This window comes from Ruminococcus albus 7 = DSM 20455, from assembly GCF_000179635.2.
In the GTDB taxonomy this organism is placed as follows: domain Bacteria; phylum Bacillota; class Clostridia; order Oscillospirales; family Ruminococcaceae; genus Hominimerdicola; species Hominimerdicola alba.
On the sequence record NC_014833.1, the window covers coordinates 3,096,868 to 3,115,525 of the forward strand.

19 protein-coding genes are annotated in these 18,658 nt (G+C 46.3%); 6 read left to right on the top strand and 13 right to left on the bottom strand.

Annotation, left to right across the window (positions count from 1 at the left end; genetic code table 11):
- Positions 1–201: 201 nt before the first annotated feature.
- From trmD to RUMAL_RS14035, 9 genes are all read right to left on the bottom strand, one after another.
- The gene (gene trmD / locus RUMAL_RS13990; protein WP_013499336.1) at positions 202–936 is read right to left on the bottom strand and encodes a tRNA (guanosine(37)-N1)-methyltransferase TrmD; all 735 of its coding nucleotides are present in this window, start codon (positions 934–936) and stop codon (positions 202–204) included.
- Positions 933–1,451 carry a ribosome maturation factor RimM gene (gene rimM, locus RUMAL_RS13995; RefSeq protein WP_013499337.1) on the bottom strand — a complete coding sequence of 173 codons (519 nt, stop codon included), beginning with the start codon at positions 1,449–1,451 and terminating at the stop codon, positions 933–935. The genes trmD and rimM overlap by 4 nt, the downstream gene beginning before the upstream one ends.
- A 75-nt stretch (positions 1,452–1,526) precedes the next feature.
- On the bottom strand, positions 1,527–2,360 hold the full coding sequence (locus RUMAL_RS14000) for a polysaccharide deacetylase family protein (RefSeq protein ID WP_013499338.1): 834 nt from the start codon (positions 2,358–2,360) through the stop codon (positions 1,527–1,529).
- 187 nt (positions 2,361–2,547) lie between these two features.
- The gene (locus RUMAL_RS14005) at positions 2,548–3,738 is read right to left on the bottom strand and encodes an SGNH/GDSL hydrolase family protein (protein ID WP_013499339.1); all 1,191 of its coding nucleotides are present in this window, start codon (positions 3,736–3,738) and stop codon (positions 2,548–2,550) included.
- Between the two features lie 248 nt (positions 3,739–3,986).
- Positions 3,987–5,222: a phenylacetate--CoA ligase family protein gene (locus RUMAL_RS14010; RefSeq protein WP_013499340.1), complete on the bottom strand. Its 1,236-nt coding sequence runs from the start codon at positions 5,220–5,222 to the stop codon at positions 3,987–3,989.
- Positions 5,223–5,916: 694 nt separating this feature from the next.
- Positions 5,917–6,891, bottom strand: a complete 975-nt coding sequence (locus RUMAL_RS14020) for a hypothetical protein (RefSeq protein WP_013499341.1) — start codon at positions 6,889–6,891, stop codon at positions 5,917–5,919.
- A 3-nt stretch (positions 6,892–6,894) separates the two neighbouring features.
- Positions 6,895–7,218 carry a cyclic-di-AMP receptor gene (locus RUMAL_RS14025; protein WP_013499342.1) on the bottom strand — a complete coding sequence of 108 codons (324 nt, stop codon included), beginning with the start codon at positions 7,216–7,218 and terminating at the stop codon, positions 6,895–6,897.
- 95 nt (positions 7,219–7,313) lie between these two features.
- Positions 7,314–8,729 carry an aminotransferase class I/II-fold pyridoxal phosphate-dependent enzyme gene (locus tag RUMAL_RS14030; protein ID WP_242843393.1) on the bottom strand — a complete coding sequence of 472 codons (1,416 nt, stop codon included), beginning with the start codon at positions 8,727–8,729 and terminating at the stop codon, positions 7,314–7,316.
- A gap of 274 nt (positions 8,730–9,003) precedes the next feature.
- Positions 9,004–9,339, bottom strand: coding sequence for a sigma factor-like helix-turn-helix DNA-binding protein (locus tag RUMAL_RS14035; protein WP_013499344.1), 336 nt, complete (start codon positions 9,337–9,339; stop codon positions 9,004–9,006).
- Positions 9,340–9,814: 475 nt separating this feature from the next.
- On the opposite strand from RUMAL_RS14035, the gene RUMAL_RS14040 reads away from it, so the two are divergent.
- The 6 genes from RUMAL_RS14040 (at position 9,815) to RUMAL_RS14065 (ending at position 13,531) form a co-directional block, all read left to right on the top strand.
- Positions 9,815–10,036, top strand: a complete 222-nt coding sequence (locus RUMAL_RS14040) for a DUF896 domain-containing protein (RefSeq protein ID WP_013499345.1) — start codon at positions 9,815–9,817, stop codon at positions 10,034–10,036.
- A 1-nt stretch (position 10,037) separates the two neighbouring features.
- Entirely contained in the window at positions 10,038–11,024 is a 987-nt protein-coding gene (locus RUMAL_RS14045) for a helix-turn-helix transcriptional regulator (protein ID WP_013499346.1), read from the top strand.
- Between the two features lie 145 nt (positions 11,025–11,169).
- A complete protein-coding gene (locus tag RUMAL_RS14050; protein WP_013499347.1) occupies positions 11,170–11,589 on the top strand; it encodes a hypothetical protein in 420 nt (139 codons plus the stop codon).
- Positions 11,590–11,604: 15 nt separating this feature from the next.
- Entirely contained in the window at positions 11,605–11,898 is a 294-nt protein-coding gene (locus tag RUMAL_RS14055) for a hypothetical protein (RefSeq protein ID WP_013499348.1), read from the top strand.
- Positions 11,899–11,900: 2 nt separating this feature from the next.
- The gene (locus tag RUMAL_RS14060; RefSeq protein ID WP_013499349.1) at positions 11,901–12,728 is read left to right on the top strand and encodes a purine-nucleoside phosphorylase; all 828 of its coding nucleotides are present in this window, start codon (positions 11,901–11,903) and stop codon (positions 12,726–12,728) included.
- A gap of 242 nt (positions 12,729–12,970) precedes the next feature.
- The gene (locus tag RUMAL_RS14065; protein ID WP_013499350.1) at positions 12,971–13,531 is read left to right on the top strand and encodes a TIGR04002 family protein; all 561 of its coding nucleotides are present in this window, start codon (positions 12,971–12,973) and stop codon (positions 13,529–13,531) included.
- A gap of 85 nt (positions 13,532–13,616) precedes the next feature.
- On the opposite strand, the gene RUMAL_RS14070 is transcribed toward RUMAL_RS14065, so the two are convergent.
- The 4 genes from RUMAL_RS14070 to RUMAL_RS14085 form a co-directional block, all read right to left on the bottom strand.
- Positions 13,617–14,246 (bottom strand): MBL fold metallo-hydrolase, encoded by a 630-nt coding sequence (locus RUMAL_RS14070; protein ID WP_013499351.1) that lies wholly within the window; start codon positions 14,244–14,246, stop codon positions 13,617–13,619.
- 81 nt (positions 14,247–14,327) lie between these two features.
- Positions 14,328–15,986, bottom strand: a complete 1,659-nt coding sequence (locus RUMAL_RS14075) for a sensor domain-containing diguanylate cyclase (protein WP_013499352.1) — start codon at positions 15,984–15,986, stop codon at positions 14,328–14,330.
- Between the two features lie 77 nt (positions 15,987–16,063).
- Positions 16,064–16,774 (bottom strand): hypothetical protein, encoded by a 711-nt coding sequence (locus RUMAL_RS14080; RefSeq protein WP_013499353.1) that lies wholly within the window; start codon positions 16,772–16,774, stop codon positions 16,064–16,066.
- A 604-nt stretch (positions 16,775–17,378) separates the two neighbouring features.
- Entirely contained in the window at positions 17,379–18,587 is a 1,209-nt protein-coding gene (locus RUMAL_RS14085; RefSeq protein WP_013499354.1) for a hypothetical protein, read from the bottom strand.
- Positions 18,588–18,658 lie beyond the last annotated feature (71 nt).

Genomic DNA, 18,658 nt, shown 5'->3' on the forward strand with positions numbered 1-18,658 from the left:
TACCCGACAACGTTCCTTTAGTCAACGCAAAATTTAAACAAACCACCGCCGCGGCCAAGATTTTCGTTGCTTTCGCCTACAAACCGTTAACAATCGTCGATACTCTAAGGCTAACTTGCACAATAAGTCAATATATTTTGTATCACTCTGTCCAAATCTTTTTAACATCTTTATCAGTTATGCCCAATAAATATCAAACGCTTATTTGTCAAAATTCACAACTTTGTGTATTATTGCCAAATCATCGTCGGAAAGTTCTAGTTTTTCAAGCAGCTCGGGGCGCTTTCTCGCTGTGGTTATAAGAGCCTGTTCATGCCGCCATTTTTTGATGTTTGCATGGTGTCCCGAAAGCAGTATCTCGGGCACTCTCATATCGTGCCACACCTCGGGTCTTGTGTACTGAGGATACTCCAGCAGGCCGTTATAATGACTTTCGTCCTCATAGCAATCGGGCTGGGAAAGGGTGCCCTCCAGCATACGCACTACCGAATCCACAAGCACCAGCGCAGGCAGCTCTCCGCCTGTGAGCACATAGTCACCTATGGATATCTCCTCGTCCACCAGAGTTTCTATGATACGCTCATCAACGCCCTCATAGTGTCCGCAGAGGATAAATATATCCTCCATCTGCGCCAGCTCTCTGCACCTCTGCTGAGTAAGTGTACGTCCCTGTGGTGACATATATATCACATGAGGTTTTCTGCGCCCCTCTGTCACTGCCTCATAGCAGTTGAATATGGGGTCACACTGCATAAGCATACCCTTCTGCTCGCTGTAGGGCGTATCATCGACCCTCCTGTGCTTATCCTTAGTATATGCACGTATATCGTGACATTTCACAGTGAATATATCCTTTGCTCTCGCCCTGCCCACTATGCTCTGTGAAAGATAATTCTCCAGCATTTCGGGGAACAGCGTTGCGATATCTATATTCATCTTATTTCCTCCGCATCGTCAAAAAGTCCCTCCAGGGGAGTTATCTTCATAACGCCGCCCTCAACGTCGGTTTCTGCGATGACCGAGGGTATTGCAGGAATGTAGTACATCTTGCCGCTCTCGCTTTTAATATGGTATACATCGTTAGCACCTGTCTCGCTGACTTCAGTAAGCACACCGTATTCCTTTCCGCTGTTCAGGTCGATGACTTTCAGACCTATCAGGTCCTGTACGAAATAGGTATCCTCGCCCAGTTCAACGTCTTCCCTGTCGAGATAAAGCACGCGGTTGCGTATCTTCTGGGCTTCTTCCACCGAATCTACGCCCTTTATCTTCATAACGACTATATTCTTCTGAACTCTCGCACGCTCAACCTCAACAGGCGTACCGCTCTTGTAGTACAGCGTGTCGAATTCACAGAGAAAGTCAGGGGTATCACACCAGGGCTGTACCTTGACCTCCCCTTTCAATCCGAACACCGATACTATCTTTCCTGCTTCAAGCAGTTTATTCATAATGTCACATCCTTATTAAATGTATATCTGTTCTTTTATCTCCGCTATATGAGGCTGTTCGCTTTCAGTATCGGCTCAATACGCCGTATCCTGTTCCGCCCTTGAATAAAGTATGCCGTCTTCCTGCGGCTCAATGCCCTTGGCATGGAAAAGCTCCGACACTGTAACAAGCTCATATCCCTGAGCCTGCAATTCGGGCACGATGGTCTTCAAAGCTTCTGCCGTGCGTGTGTTTCTTCCGCCGTCATGCAGAAGTATTATCGCGCCGTCCTCAGCCTGTGCAAGCACGCTTTCGGCTATCTTTTCAGCCGATACACTCTTGTTCCAGTCATTACAGCCCAGACCATTGATGAAGGGCTTGTCTATCGTTTCATACATGGTATCGTTCACCGCAATGTACGGCGGACGGAAGAATCTTGGCACAGTACCTGTCAGCTCGGATATCTTTTCATCGGTATAATCCATCTCCGCCTTTATCTCATCGGCGGTCATCTTGTTCATATAGGAATGTGTCCGCGAATGGCTGTTTATCTCAAAACCAAGCTCCGCTTCCCTTTTGACGGTATCAGCGGTGCTGTCGTTTATATTGTCGCCTATCAGGAAAAAGCTCGCCTTAGCGCCGTTTTCCTCAAAAATATCAAGTATCATGTTGGTAGATACACTATCGGGACCATCGTCAAAAGTCAGTGCAATGACCTTGCCGTACTCCTCGGGTGCTTTAAAACTCGTCACTTTTGGGGTCACTTCCGTTTCCGCAGGTGCTGTGTCCTGCTGTACCTTACTTTCAGTGAGTTCACTGCTCTCCTTTTCGGGAGCGCCGCTTTCATTTTTCGCCGAAGCCGCACAAGCTGTCAGCGACATCGCGGCTGCTGTCATCATCAGCATTGCCGCCGTTCTCAAATTACCCATAATATCCTCCTTTTACCCTGAATGCACCTCATCTGCATTCACCATTTATTGCTTTTACGACACTTTCTTCTTATCATAAGCTACCCAAACCGACACTGCGATGATAACCGCAATGCACGGATAATAAATGTAAATATTACCTCCTTTCGCCGTCTGCGAAATGGTATTTATCAGCGAGTGGACTATATTACCAGCCCATCACGCGCTTTATTTCAGCGGTAAGTGCTTCTGCCGCCTTGGTATGTGTGACCTCAGTGGGGTGATAATCTGCTACAAGTCCGTCCTCGGGCTTCTGGGGCTCAAGGTGGAAAGCGGATATATTAGCATCCCCAGTTTCGGCACTGTAATCCGCAACTGCCTTTTCAACGCAGGGATAAAGGTTATCGCCCATTATGCCAAGTGTACAGAGTATCCTTGAATCGGGGTTATCCTTGCGGACGGTCTTTAAGAACTCCACATAATCCGATACATAAGCCGCCTGCTTTTCCTCATCGGACTTGCAGTAGCTGTCATCGTTGGTGCCGAGATTTATAACTATGAGTTCAGGCTGAAAACGTGAGAAATCCCAATCAACGGACTGCGCTTCAACATCGCCCATAGAACCGAAGGAGTAGCCTGTCTTTTCATAGTATAAAGGTATACGCTGATCCTCACGGCGCTTACCGTCACCTGTCCAGCCCGAATGTATGCCCCAGCCGCTTATGGAGAACATACTGCAGTCAGCATCAAGCGCCTGCGCTGTTTTGTAAGCGTATGCCTTTGTAACGTCCTCGGTTGAGGTGGAAAACGTATGTGTGGGATCCTCGTCATCCACACCGTAGCCGCAGGTTATGGAATCGCCTATGAATTCCACCTTATGGGCTTTGGGTGCGGCAGGCTTTATGGAAGCGCCCTCTTCAAGATTTATCGGCAGTATGCCGAAGCATGACATAGCGGTTTCGGAAAGCTTGATTATCTTCACCGTTTTTGTTACCTCGGTATCTCCCTGTATGGGGGTATACTTTTTTATGCCCTCGTTCAGCATATCATCCACTACACGCTCACCGTCAACCAGTACAGCTATACGCGAATAGTTATCTCTCGAACCTGATGACACAGTCTTATCGCCCTCGACGATGATATCCAGAGTTTTGCCCGTGAATTCAAATTCAGCACCAGAACCGCTCAGTCCGCACCAGAGAGTTCCTTCATCGTCCAAATAAGTTCTGCCTGTCAGTTTTGCGTTTTCTTCTGTAAGCCTTGTACCCTTCATGCCTTTTTCCTCCTCGACGCTGCTGTTAGCTGTGCTTTCGTTACCTGCTTTGTCACTTTTGCCGCAGCCTGCAGCAAACATACAAAGCGCCAGTGCACAAAGCAATACCACTTTTTTCTTTGTCATAAAACATACTCCTTCATTTACCCTTTAGCAATACCCTGCCCTTACGGGCTTTACTCTACTGCGGTCATCCCATGAAACACCACAGGGATGTCCGTATTTTGTATATTATACCATGTCCGGGTCTTTTTTTCAAGTGGTCAGGGGGTATATGCATAAATTTACATCATGTCAATATCATTGTAAAAAGCACCTGCACCGTCAAAGGACCCGACGGTTTTCACACATCGGGTCCTGTACAGCTTTGTATATCAATCGAACCTTTCGTCGATAACGCGGGCGGTCTTTTTCATGCTTCTGGGAAGAACGCCTATCTCAACTACCTTTACTATAGGTGTGAAGCCTATCTTGCTCTTGACACGTTCTGCTATGTGCTTTGAAAGCTCGGCAAAATCAACATGACCGTTGGTCTCAACGTAGATACGCATGGTATCCTTGCCGTCCAGGTGGGATATACGTATCTGATACTCGCTGGATATCTCATCGAATTCTGCAAGCACTTCCTCGATCTGGTTCGGGAATACATTTACGCCCTTGATCTTCATCATATCGTCAGTTCTGCCCCTGATAGTATCTATGCGGGGATACTTTCTGCCGCAGGGACATTCACCGGGTATGATACGGGAGAGGTCATGTGTTCTGTAACGGATAAGGGGTGCGCCCTCCTTGACGAGGGTGGTTATAACTATCTCGCCCCACTCGCCGTCAGGAACATTCTCACCTGTCTTGGGGTCGATTATTTCAAGATAGAGGTAGTCATCCCATATATGCATACCTGTGTTATACTCACAGTTTATGCCGATACCGGGACCGTATATCTCCGTAAGACCATAGATATCATAAAGTTCGATGCCAAGTTCGTTGGATATGCGCTCACGCATCTTATCAGACCATCTCTCGGAACCGATAACACCCTTTTTAAGATGTATCTTATCCTTGATGCCCCTCTTCTGAATCTCCTCGGCAAGGAGAAGTGCATAGGAAGAAGTTGAGCAAAGTACGGTAGTTTCCAGTGCCTGCATCATCTCAAGCTGTTTCTCGGTATTGCCGGGACCCATAGGCACTGCCATAGCGCCCAGTTTTTCGCAGCCGTTCTGGAAACCGATACCTGCTGTCCACAGACCGTAGCCGGGAGTTATCTGTATCCTGTCCTTATTGGTAATGCCTGCCACCTCATAGCAGCGCTTGAACATTTCGCCCCAGTCGTCAACGTCCTTGGCGGTATAGGGTATTATTACGGGAGTACCTGTTGTTCCCGATGATGAGTGTATACGTACTATCTCCTCCTCAGGGGCGGTCATAAGTCCCAGAGGGTAAGCGTCGCGGAGATCCTTTTTCTCTGAGAACGGGAGCTTTGCGAAATCCTCAGGGGTATGTACCTCGGTTATACCTGCTTCTTCCAGTTTTTTGCCGTAGAAGCTGTTTGATGCTATCAGGGCGCGTATACGGTCATTGACCTGCGCCAGCTGAGTTTCTGTTATCTGCATTTTAATTCCTCCTTATGGAAGTTTTTTCAACTTTATAATTATAACACATATAATCGCAAAAGTAAAGATACCGTTATGTTTTTTTCTTTTATGATAAGCTTATTGCCAAGCGTGGACGTCTTTATTATGAGCCGCGTATAATGCCGCATATATCCCACGTCATTATACGATTCATGAGGTATGATCTCAAGACACTGCTCCATATAGTCTTATAGATCGGAGATATTATTATTCTATTGTCAAGCTGCAGATGACCTCTGTACAGTATAACACGTCGCTTCATATCCCCGTAGTCATAGTCAGCGTCAGCCTGCCATCGTGCGTACAAAGATCTATATATGTAAACGGCATTTTGGATGCCGGGATCTTTATGCCCTTCTATATACAGCGAAAAACCTCAAAAAGTTGTACGTTTTTGTACAACTTTTGCAGAAATATGTCCGAGTTAAATTTAAAATCATTTGTTTGTACATATGCCACGCATACGTTTTGTATGGTATGTACGACATATCGAAGTCTGTTTATGAACAAAAATACAGCCGCACCACAAGGCGGGTACCCATAGAGAATATTTATGGTAACTACTGGAGGAAACCCTTTTTCAAAAGGGTTTCCCTCAATAATTTTCATAAACGTTCTGTATATGTACCCGCCTTATGGGTGCGGCTGTTCGTTTTATACTATATTATAACAGTCATGAAAAAAGCTCCGCGCACAAACTGTTGCAGACAAGTGACAAACTGCAGTTGGCATCTATCCTGCGGACTGCACCCGTGAGTATATCATAAAGTTCGGCACCTGCGGAAAGTGTGAGCTTTCGGGAGAGTGCTTCGGCTGAATGAGTATCACAGCCTATGACTTCGCCATTTGTAAGTATCGCGCAGGAATCGCGGACTATCTCGGAGAAAAGATATACACCCTCACGCAATAAAGCTTTTTTGCCGTCTGCGGCAGCAAGTGCTTTAAGTACACCGTACTCACTGCCCTCACAGAATGCGGCGGCTATACCCTTTGCAAGCGCTACGGAATCATAGTACTGTTCTTTTTCCAAATAAGCGCGGCATCGCCCGATATTGCCTTTGCCTGCTTCCAGTGCTTCGCGTATCTCGGTGATATCGCGGTCGGGGTAATTCTCCTGCAGATACTCCCCGCTTTCCTGCATGGTCACAGGGGCGGCGGCAAGGCTGACGCATCGTGAGATTATGGTGTAAAGAAAAGTTTCCCTGCTGCGTGCTGTGAGTATCAGCGCAGTATGGTCGGGTGGTTCTTCTATCAGTTTCAGCAGGATATTCTGGACCTGAACGGTGGTCTGTACAGAAAGGTCAAGGTCTGGGATGACATAGACCTTGATATCTCCCTCATTCGGGGCAACGGGTGCATCTGCCACTATGGTATCGCGGATATCCTCAACATAGTAGTTGCCCTTATCGTTGTGCTGTGCAAATATAAGGTCGGGATGAGCACCCCTGTCTATAAGCTGGCAGCTGCGGCATTTTCCGCAGGGTGTGCCGCTATGCTCCTCACACATAAGCTGCGCTGCGATATACTTCGCTATCGCCTTTTTGCCCAAGCCCTTCTCGCCGTGTATTATTATCGAGTGAGGCTCACGCCCTGCGCTGACCATACGTGCCGTCTGTTTAAGCAGGGTCTGATTGCCGTATATCTTCATCTGTTATACCTGTTCAAAGCGTTCGATATCGGTGACGAATATAGTCGCACCGCCTATAGCTACTTCCACAGGAACTGAGCGCTCACCGTTAGGTTCGGTGACTGCCGACGAAGGAACGAACTGCTTACGCTTGCGTGAATGCTCTTTCAGCACCTCTATGACCTTATCTACCTGAACATCTTCACAGCATATCATAAAGGTAGTATTGCCTGCCATAAGAAATCCGCCTGTGGAGGAAAGCTTTGTGGCACGTATACCCACCTTTTGCAGACCTTTGTTGACAGCATAGGTGTCATCGTTATTTACTATCGCATATACAAGTTTCATCGGAGTACCTCCTAATTTTTCCGCCGAATCTTCAGGCGGATGTTATACTATTATACTATATTATAGCATTTTAAGCATCAAATGTAAAGACCGTTTCACTTCAAAACGCTTACCGTATTGATACCGTATCTTTTGAGGATAGATATTATATCGGGCGTTATCTCCTCACCGCTTACAGCGATGGGCACTGAGGGCTGACAGCTTGTTACTGTCATGCCGCATATCCTGCCTGCAGCTTCATCTACAGGCACTTCCTGCTGAAGCGAGAATGCCGCTTTGCGTATGGGCATACGCACTATCGCCTCGGGTATGCCGTCAAAGGAAAGTGCTGTTCCCTCCGACAGGGGTATATCAGCCATGGCAAATTCAAGCCTTGCGTAGTCTTCTTCGGTATTGAATGGGGTGGTCATGAGCACTATGAGGTCGGGGTCGGTGTACTCGGGCTCGATGTTTTTCATACGAAGCATATCCCCCAGTGCGTCACCGCTTATGCCGCGTTCTGCTGAGGCTATGGTGATCTTGCATTTTTCATCTCCGATGGTGCGCCAGCCCATATCGTTAAGACGGCGCTTGCAAAGTTCGGTACGGGCGGCTGTTTCTGCAAGGGCTGTGCGATAATCCCCTGCAAGATATTCAGCACAGAGGTCAAGACTTTCCATTATGAGGTACGAGGGACTTGTGGAAGCAAAAAGGGACATCATAAGTTTGGAACATTCCACAAAGCCTGCAGGTGCGTTTTGTGAGATATGAAGCATGGCTCCCCCTGTGTAGCATGGCAGGGTCTTGTGTGCAGAATCACAGCACATATCTGCACCGAGAGTTATCGGGTGAGTGTCCGCATCAAGGAATTTAAGGTAAGCGCCGTGGGCATTATCGACTATAAGGGGGACTCTGTAACTTCTGCAAATCTCGGCTATGGCAGGGATATCCGCGATGAACCCAAGATAATCGGGAGATGTGATATACACCGCATCTATTTTGCGCGGACATCTGCGAAAAGAAGCCCATATATCATGGGCGGTCACTCCCGATGAACACAGTGAGCGGCTTTTCTCGGCGGGATATACCCATTCAACGTCGATATCAAGCAGTATGCAGGCATTGATGAATGCCTTGTGGACGTTTCGCGGCGCCATTACAAGCATACGCTCAGACTTGTCCTTGCGGCAGTGGTCAGCTATGGCGAGCATAGTCTTTATGCAAAGGCTTGACCCTTCGGTGGAATAGAGTGTCTTAGCTGTGCCGTAAAGTGCGGCGGTGCGTGCTTCGCTTTCAGCGATTATGCCCTCGGAACCGAAAAGATAATCAGCGCCGCGTATCTCGGTGAGGTCAAGTGGTTCAAGTCCGTGGAAAGGCTTGCCCTTATGACCGGGCATATGAAAGCGTGAAACGCCGCTTTCTGCGTATTTTTTTGCAAATTCGTATATGGGTGCAGACATGGCTTTGTCCTTTCTGAAAAATAGTCGGTAGTGTCGGTTGCGTGAGAAGGTGATCTTTAGCAGATGTAACAATGGAAATATTTCCATGAAATTGCAGAGTGCTTCCGATCCCTTTACGGGCTGATAGGTGCAAAATTGATCTATTGCTTTGATGCACCATAAGTTCCCCCGTCCGTAAAATATACCTTATATAAAGGGACGTTCAAAAAAGTGTACACCCTGCCTGACCCAAAAACAGTACCGTCACAAGAGGGTGACCGCAATTTCGGATAGGCAGATATCAATAGTGGCACAAAAAACGGACAAGCAAACAGGCATCCCGAAATGCGGGTAATTTTACAGACAGTCATTTTTTGGAAAAAAGCCGGCTCATGGCAGACCTGCCTGCACTGCCGACTATGCGCTGCCTGCCGCGAGTGATCGTCCTTGATACGGTAGACTTGTCAATGCCGAATTTTTCGGCTATCTCACTGACAGTGAGCTTATCCCTGTAGTATAATATTATATAACATTTTTGCTTTTTCGTCAAATTGTTTTCAAGCAGAGCGTACAGTGCTTTCTGATACCTGCGACGGTCATCGGAGGGGGTATTTTCTTTATCACGGAACATTTCCTCCTCAAAGCTTACACCCTCCGACAGGTACTCAGCACCGGTATCATACGAGAGTCTTTTTTTGGTCAAGATAGCTGAAACCTCCTGTTTTTTCTCTGAAAGAGAATTGTAACCAAAATGTAAATTTTCAAATCCAAACATTTGTTCTTATTTTTAGTATACCATATATTGTGGTCAAAGTCAATAGTGAACGCAATTTTAAAAAATTTTGGGCAAATTGAGTGAAAAATATCGGACTGTTTGTGCAATTTGTGCTTGATTTTTGTCGAAAGGTATGCTATAATAGGTCTTGCAATAACGGTTCGGGGAATTTTATCGGACATATCAAAACCAAAAGACATAAATAAATCGGAAACAGATGTGTGATATTATGATCCGGGCAGTGAATGCTCCGTGAGGGTACTGTGTAAGCCCACGCGGAGGTCGGGTATTGTGTAAGCCCGAATGCACCTATCATAATGGGTCGCTTGCGCTCAGTTTGGTTACAAAGAGATTACAAAAGTTACAGACGAGTCACAGCGGCAAAGGAGCAGTGTAAAGATCTATGGAGAAAAAAAAGCTTGACAGAATATCTGAGCTGACAGCAATTTCCAGACAGAGGGAGCTGACCGACGAGGAGAAGTCCGAGCGTGAGGCACTGAGGATGGAATACAGGCGAAGTGTAACGGCGAATTTCACCGATACTCTGGAGCATACCGTGATAAAGGAGCCCGACGGTTCCATGGTCAAGGTTAAGGATATGAAGCGGAGCGGGGAGGATAAATAAAGTGGCAGTACAGTCAAGACAGAAGCAGAAGCTTCTTACGATGAAGAAGCTGTTCGAGGCTAAGACAGACGAGAATCATTCATTTACCGGTGCCAAGCTCATCGAGATACTCGGAGATATAGGCATCAAGGCAGAGCGTAAGACCATTTATGATGATATCAAGACGCTCTGTGACAGCGGTATGGACATCGTGACCGTCAAGGACGGACACTCCAACGCTTACTATCTGGGCGAAAGGACCTTCCAGCAGGAGGAGCTTTTTGTGCTGGCTGATGCGATCGCTTCAAGCAGATTTCTCACAAAGAAGAAGTCGCAGGAGCTTATCAAGAAGCTGCAGTCGCTTACCAGTGAATACAAGGGCAAGCAGCTGCGCAGACAGATACACGTAGATAACCGCGCAAAGAACTTCAACGAGCAGATATACTACTCCGTAAACAAGATACAGGAGGGTATTTTCGATGAGAAGGTGATACGCTTCAGGTACACCGAGTTCAACCCCGATAAAAAGCAGATACTCAAACACGGCGGAGATTTCTACACTGTATCCCCCTATTCGCTGGTGTGGGAGAACGAGAATTACTACCTCGTATGCTGGTGCAACAAGCACGAGAAGATCTGCCGCTACAGAGTTGACAGAATGATAAACGTCGATGTGACCGAAGAAAACATCAGAAGGCTCAGTGATGACGAGAGAGCTGAGGTAAGCAATCTGCAGTCGCTTTACGGTATGTTCGGCGGCAAACTGGAGAGCGTTACCATGCAGTTCGATAATTCGCTGGCTAATGTTGTTATCGACAAATTCGGCATGAACTGTCACCCACACAGAAATTCCGACAGCACATTCTGCCTGACAGCAGATGTACAGATCGCGCCTACTTTCTGGGGCTGGTTCTTCCAGTTCGGAAAGAAGGCCAAGATACTTGCGCCCGATAACGTCATCGAGCAGGCTAAGGAATATCTGGAAGAAATATCCGAGAGCTATAAATAAGCTTTCAGGACCGCGCTTGTAAAACCGGAGAGGACGGGGAGATCCCCCGTAAAGCGAGAAAGAGATCATATGATAAGCAAAAGAGCCTCCCGTCGTAAGGTCAAGCCTTGCGGGAGGCTCAATTGTTATAACGGGAGGAGATATCATGATTTTTATAATTACAGTTATTGTCGCGATAATAGCCGTATTCTTCGGGCTGTTTGCAACACTGGGCATCGCGGTGGCAGTTATATGCGGTTTATTCATGGGCATAAGCGTAACTATCATAAAGCTTTTCATACTGCCGAGATTTGAAGCAAGGGAAAGACTAAGACTTGCCAACGACAATGTCCGCCTTTCGCCCGAAAAGCTGGAGGTCAGGTATGACAGCTACAAGAACGGCTACGTTATAGACTGTTTCTATACCTCACCCGAAACGGGAAGGAAATTCGTGTTCAGCACACAGCCATTTGCTACAGACCCTACGCCGTATCTGTTCGATGCAAAGCTTACGATAGTGGCGAACCGTGTGGATTACTCCAACTATATCGTTGATACCAACGGTCTGGATAATATTATAAGATAAGGCGGTAACAGTAATATGAAAAATTTCAGACAACTATGCATCATGCTGATAGTACTGCTGGTATTCATACTTACGATGACAGTTACTGCGGCACTTACCAAAGGCGTAAAAGAGGGCAAGATAAGCGCAAGCGTTCTGGCTGATGCTGTGATGGTGATATCCATCGCTGTTGCGGCAGGGATCGTGTTTGCCGTGATAAGGCTGTTCAGGCGGCACAAACAGCACCTGAAGCAGGCGAGCTCGGCGGATATACTGGCTGAGATAATGGCTATGAAAGACGATAATACAAAATCCGATAAGGAGGACTGAATATGAGTGACATCCCTGAAAGGCTTGAAAAAGCCGTTGAGTATATCAGCGCAAGGGCAGGTATGACCCCCGAGGTGGGTATAGTGCTTGGCTCGGGGCTTGGAAACTTCGCGGAGAGGGCTGAGATAATATCTGAGATACCCTATGAAGATATCCCAGGATTCCCACGCTCAACTGTTGAGGGGCACAAGGGCTGTTTTCTGTTCGGCAAAGTCGGTGATACCCCTGTGGTGATAATGCAGGGACGTGTACACCATTACGAGGGCTATCCTATGGAGGAGGTGGTCATGCCTGCAAGGGTAATGGGGCTTATGGGCATAAAGACCCTGCTGCTGACCAACGCGGCAGGCGGTGTCAACAAGTCCTTCAAGGCAGGTGACCTGATGCTGATAACAGACCATATCTCTGCATTTGTTCCTAATCCGCTGATAGGCAGAAACTTCAGCGGCCTGGGAACAAGGTTCCCTGATATGAGCGAGGTATACGACAGCGCACTCAGCGGCAGGATAAAGGCTTGCGCGGAAAAACTCGGCACAGAGCTTAAAGAGGGAGTGTACTGTCAGCTGACGGGACCTTCCTACGAAACACCTGCGGAGATAAAGATGCTGTCATTCCTGGGTGCTGATGCTGTGGGTATGTCAACTGCAGTGGAAGCTATCGCGGCACGTCACATGGGTGTGCGTGTATGCGGAATATCGCTGATAACCAATATGGCTGCAGGGATATCAGAAGTGCCCCTCTCACACGAGGAAGTAAAGGAAGCTGCCGATGCGGCAGGCGAAAGATTCGGGGCGCTGGTGGAAAGCTTCGTTTCGGGGCTTTCGGAATGATTCTACCTTATGTACATAAGAAAGCGCAGTTAAAATGACTTTGGCTGTGCAGTTTGTCAATGAGGTCAAATGCCACGAAAACCGCGGATATATTCTTTGTGCGCAAACAACTTAATGAAAGTATGTTCCTGCATACCTTTAGTGCAATATGCAAAAAAGGTATGCAGGAGTTTTTGTTTTTTGAGGATTTGCATTTTTCCTACCGTTATGATATGATAATTTTCAGAAAAGGAGTGGTGAAAATGACGATCACAAACAGGGCAGAAAACCGAAGGACAGACAGAGGCAGACTTATATACCTGACACTGGCAGGTGTTTTTGCTGCCATGATATATCTGCTGACAGCATTCGTGAAAGTACCTACGGGCGCAGGATATACTCACGCAGGTGACAGCGCAGTATTCCTGGCTGCTTGTATACTTCCTGCACCATACGCGGCAGCTGCGGCGGCGATAGGCGCTGGGCTTGCAGACGGGCTGGGCGGATTCGTGGTATGGCTGCCTGCAACGCTGGTGATAAAGGCATTGGCAGCCCTTTGCTTTACCTCAAAAAAGGATACTATCATAAACAAGCGTAACATACTGGCTCTTATACCTGCGCTGGTACTGTGTGCTGTGGGCTACAGCCTGTATCAGGGCATATTCATGTCGGGCGGTATATCAAAGACCGCTTTTGCAGCGGCTTTCGCCCAGATACCTGCATACTGCGTACAGACAGGTATAGGCGCTGCGATATTCATAACCGCAGGCACAGCCCTTGACAGGATGAAGATAAAGCGCTCTCTCGCCAAAAAGACATTATGACAGGCGCTCATAAAAAGATATCGGTGGACAGTCATACATTGGTACGGCTGTCCACCGATATTTATTACAGGTAATAATGTGCTTTTCAGAGTTTTATGACCACCTGCACAGGGGGTGCTACGCACGATGCAAAAGTATCCGCATCAGAGGGTCTGCCTACCAGACTGCCGTAATGTATCGGGACCGCTATGGCAGGCTTGACAGTATTCACAAGTTCGGCTGCCTGTTTTGCACCGATAGTATAAGTGCCGCCTATGGGAACACATATTATATCACACCTTACAGCCTTTGCCTCAGGAGTATTATCCGTATCGCCGCACACATACACCCGCTTGCCCTCAACGGTGACCACATACCCAAGCCAGCCGTTTTTCTTTGGATGGAATGGCTTCAGCAGATTATAGGCTGCTATGGCATCTATGGGGATACCGCAGACCTCAGCGCTGTAGCCCGGATGCATGAAGGTAGTCCTGTCCTCACCGATACCCGCTTTGGCAAATGCCTTCATCATTGTATGTGGTACAACGAAACGTGTACTGCTGTTGGAGCACTTTTCTATATCCTCAGGTGAAAAATGATCGTAGTGGTCATGGGTGATGAATATTATATCAGCATCGTGATCTGCAGAAGCAAGGTGGAAAGGATCAAAATATATCACCTTATCTGACCCGATGCGTATGCTGCTGTGTTCGTTTACGGTCAGCTTATCTATCATAGGCTATACCCTCCTTTTTTATATACAAAGGACCTCTTCCGCTTTTGCGAAAGAGGTCCCGGGACTTTACATTATGACTTATCACATCTCGCGGTAATCTATCATACCGTATGTAGCTTCGCCCTTTCTGTTAGTCATATCCTTCAGTGCCGCAACTACGGAAGTATCTGCGGGACCGCTTCTTCTGATGACAGCGATCTTATACTTAGGATATATAGCACCAAGATTGTCTATCTTCTCGGGTACCATCAGCTGTCTGAATGCGGTATTAACGTCATTCATTATCTGATCGGGAGCAGGCTGTCCACCCTCGGAAGGTATCATTACTACGAATTCATCTGAACCTGTACGATAGATAGCTCTTCCAGGGAAGATATCCTTCAGGGTATCAACAGTACGTACCAGCAGCTGGTCACCTGCATCGTTACCGAATCTGGTATTGATCTCACTGAATCCGAGTATATTGAACATCATGAAGTAGCAAGGCTTCTGCTCGCTTACGTCAGCACTTTCCATATCCATAGCGAAGGATACACGGTTGTTTGCATTTGTAAGCACGTCCTTGAACATCGCGGTGTTCAGTGACTGTCTTGTCTGAGAGTTCTTTGCGATGGTAGATACCAGTTTCTGGTTGATCTTTTCCTGTCTCTTATTGATGAAGAAGAATACTACTGTCAGGATGAGGAGGATGAAACCGAATATGATAAGGTACATTCTCATGCCGTTTGTCAGAGCGTAAACGTCATCTGTGGGAGCGTTAACGAGGAACAGCCACTGATAATCGCCCATAAAAACGTAAGAAGAAACATACTCCTTGCCGTTTACCTTGTACTCGATCTTACCTTCATATTCGCCTTCATTGTCGTTGCCTCTGCTGCCTTTAAACTTTTCACAAAGCTCTTTCAGTTCAGGTATATCTACCTCGGCGTTAACCTTCTCCTTATCAGCTGTGAACAGATACGTAGCGTTTTCTGTATCGAGCATATAGTAGGTCGCATTTCTGAGGTCGGATCTGTCAAACTTAGCCTTTACCTTTGGATCGTTAAGGTTCTTGTTTGCACCTGAGATTTTATCCAGAGTGTTTATCAGACCGTCAGTCTTGATACCCATACCAACCATACCGATAGCCTTACCGTTCTTGTTGTATATAGCCCTGCACATCGAGATTATCTGAGTACCGGTCGAGCGCGATGCGATTATACCGTTATTAACAACGCCCTTTTTTGAAAGAAGTTTTTGGTGGAGCTGTTCAAGTTCATTGGGATCTTCTTCGAGCTGCATACCTATCGACTCTTCCGAACTGTTGTGTGTAAGTATGTGAGTATCCCATGTACCTATCCACACACTCTCTGCTGTAGGTATATCACCTGCAAACAGACCTGTGTAAGCCTGTGCCAACCCAGTGAGTTCCTCAACAGTAGCATCCTTAACGCCTGCAGGCAGATCATCATCACTGAGGTGATTATCGCGGTTATAGATCTTGTTGAGCAGGTCAGTCACCTGTCTTGCCTTTGAAAAGTCAGTCAGCTGATGCTCAGACATTTCAACGTAGTTCTTTATAACCTGCGAACGCTCTGTTGTTGTCATCTCCATGTGAGCATCCGAACTATCCCTCGTCCTGTTACTTACGGTATTCGTAGTGAAGAGAGATATGCCGAGCATTACTATCAGCTGTATGATAAGCACCAGGTTCAATGATATCTTGAATTTTTTCTTTTCCTTCTTCTTAGCTTTTGCCATATTCTAACTACCCTTTCTCTTCTCGGGTACATACAGCCCCGATTAATAATAAGTCTTTATATTATCCGGAATGCTTACTAACCAAACAGACCGAACAGACCTTTCTTCTTTTTGACGTTGAGCTCTTCAAGGAATTCCTCATCTTCTTCATCGTCATTCTCCGCTACGCTCATCAGCTTGCTGACACGGTTCTTCAACAGATCATTCTTTGATGAACCGCCTCCGCCGCCCTCATAATACGACGAAGTCACAGAAGTCAACGGTGATGAGGGTACCGGTGCTTCCGAACCGTAGGGCATTGATTGTACCGGTGTTCCGCCGTACTGCATGGACACATATCCCGACTGCACAGGTGCGGCTGCAGGCATACCGTTCGGCATACCGCTGAAAGCCGAATTGTTCACATAGCCGCCTGTCATTTCGGACAGCGGGATCATTCTGTCAGGCATTACGATACATCCCATGGAATTTTCAGGATTCATGGATACTATGTAATTCAGGCAGCCCGAGCAAGGGAGCATGGGACTGCGGTTAACAGTATCTATGAGGACCATCGAATCTACAGCCGTTTCGTTACCGTATGTCTGCATATTGCGCATAGCCTCGATCTCAGCATGGACACTCACGGGTGCGCCGTTCATCATTTCTTTACGGCTGACGCCGTTATACACCCTGCCGGTCCTTGAAAAGATAACACATATAGTTTCGTCGGGTGCTATGACCTCCCCACTCTGTGAACGGGCATTAGCGACCTCGAGCGCAATATTGTAAATGGCTTCAAATGTCATATCTTCAAACCACCTTTCATTTAGTCTGTCTGACGCTTCCAAAAAAACAGAAACAGACCCTTTCGTGAGTATTATTGTATACCTTGACCAACAAATTGTCAATAGGATATGCTACCAATTAAGAAAATACAGTAAAACTTCGTATGATTGCACAAATTTAACCCACTGTCCCATGACATTATGACAACACTTTACAAGATGAAGAAGTGCGAAATTTTGTGTAATATGCTTTATAATTTAAGTTAATTCTAATTGTTTGATAGTTTATTCATACAGTTTTCGTAAAGTCCAGAAAACGTTTTAGTTGACAATAGTCGCCTGCCGTCAAAATGCACAAATTCTCCGTAAACGATTATTTTTTTCAGACGAATTATGCATTTTGTAAAAATGGAAAAATCAGAACATAAAATGACAGACGGGGTATTATCTTGAAATGTTAATAATTCAGCACATACGCGCTATCAACGCATCTTAAAATGTGTCGCATATATGGACAAAACAGCACGTTTTTGATACATATATGATTTTTCTGACATGTCAAAAAAGAGCGTATGCAGGCATTTGCATACGCTCCTTGATATTTGTATTATACGGGTAACTATGATCAATCGTTATCCTGCGGGTACTGAATGACAGTTTTGGCGTTACCTCCGACTGTCCTTACTTTTGTGCGTGTATTATCCTGAGCGTACTGAACTACAGTCTGACCGTCGGGGCTTTCTGCCTTCACATAAATGCCGTCACCGTCTTCATTTAATCCAACATATACAACGATACCCTCATAATTGAATTTCAGTCTATCGTTGATGAACTTATCAAGCTTGGAGGGAGATGCTTTCATGTCTATCTTCAAACCTTCCTTTGAGATAGCCTGAAAACCGCCGTTTTCAAGAACGCTATGATAATCACAGCCTTCGTTCTCCGGATCGTTAAGATATTCAATCACACTATAAAGCGCTTCCTTAACTGCGAAATCAAGCTGAGATTCGCTGAAAACCGCATATACAGGCGCATCCAGGTCAAATATGCCCCATTCAGCAGTGCCGTCTGTCCAGCGCGGATACTGACCTACTTTTCCCGTCCTGTTATCCTTTACCTGAACAAAGTAAGTATCCTCGCCGTCAATTTCCGTCCTGCCAACGAATAAGCTGATATTGCCGCGTGCAAACATAGATGCTACTACATTCATCTCTCTGTCAACTTCAGATTTGTATCTGTAATTGAAGCCCGTCTTCATACCGTCTTTTGAATTTAAATTCGCAAATACCCCGTTCTTGAAACACTCTTCTAATGAGATGCCCTTAGCTTTGTAATCATTGAGAATTTGGTCAATACCATTATAGCAGGCAAATGCAGTTTTGTTCAGGTCTTTGACAGAGTTTGATTTGTCAAGATCCGAGTAGACCTTTATACTACCGGAAATAGTATTTTTATTATCCGGATCCGATATTGTATAGCTGAAAGAAACGCACTGGTTCGGGGCAACACGACCATTAGTGCCGTCGTCCTTGATCACATGGATCGAATACCAGTCAGGAGTAAATTGCCTGCCGTTCTTTACGCTTTCAATTTTACCGTAGTCACCCAACCTTACTGCCCAGTTATTTATTGTTTTCTTGCTGGTGTTTTTAAGTGTTACCTTAACTGTGGTCTTGCCGTCCTTAACAGAAAGCACCTCGTACTTTGCCATATAGCCGGCGCCCTTGTAAGCCCTATAATCGCCTGTTTTGAGTTCGGCTGATGCTGTGATAGCCAGTCCGCAGGACAGAGCCAGTGCGGTTACACCGGAAAGTATTCTTTTGATCTTGTTCATTCTTTTGTCCTCCTGTTTTTTACCATATATATGGTATTCTCATACGCCCTGATTATATCATAAAGGTTATA